The sequence below is a fragment of the Mycobacterium gordonae genome (assembly GCF_001417955.2).
Classification (GTDB): Bacteria; Actinomycetota; Actinomycetes; order Mycobacteriales; family Mycobacteriaceae; genus Mycobacterium; species Mycobacterium gordonae_B.
In genome coordinates, this window is the sequence record NZ_LKTM01000270.1 from 1 (window position 1) to 528 (window position 528).

1 pseudogene is annotated in these 528 nt (G+C 77.8%); it reads left to right on the forward strand.

The features are described from left to right. Positions 1–528, forward strand: a pseudogene (locus AO501_RS38260) (PE family protein); the annotation flags it as partial.

Here is a 528-nt window from a genome sequence, read left to right on the forward strand (position 1 = left end):
CCGGCGGAGCCGGCGGCGGCGGCGGTTCGGCGGAGAACTACGGATCCGGAGCCGCCACCGGCGGCGCTGGCGCGCCCGGCGGGACCGGCGGCGCGGGCGGCGGCGCCGGCGGAAACGGAGGCAATGCGCAAAGCGGAACCGGAATCGCCACCGGCGGGGCCGGCGCGCCCGGCACCAGTGGCGGCACCACCGGCACCGGCGGGGCGGGCGGCCATGGCGGCCATGCGTATTCCGCGGCTACCGCCACCGGCGGAAACGGCGGGGCCGGCGGTGAGGGCACCACCGGCGGAAATGGTGGCGGCGGCGGCGCTGCGTCCACCTCCGGAACGGGGACCGTCACTGGGGGCACCGGCGGCATGGGCGGTACCGGCAACAGTGGCGACGGCGGGCAGGGGGGAGTGGCGGCGAGGTCTTCATCTTCAACAGCGCCTCTATCGTTGACGCCGTCGGGGGGACCGGCGGCGCGGGAGGCACCAGCACCACCGGCGTGGGCGGGGACGGCGGCGGCGGCGGCTTTGTGCAGTCGAA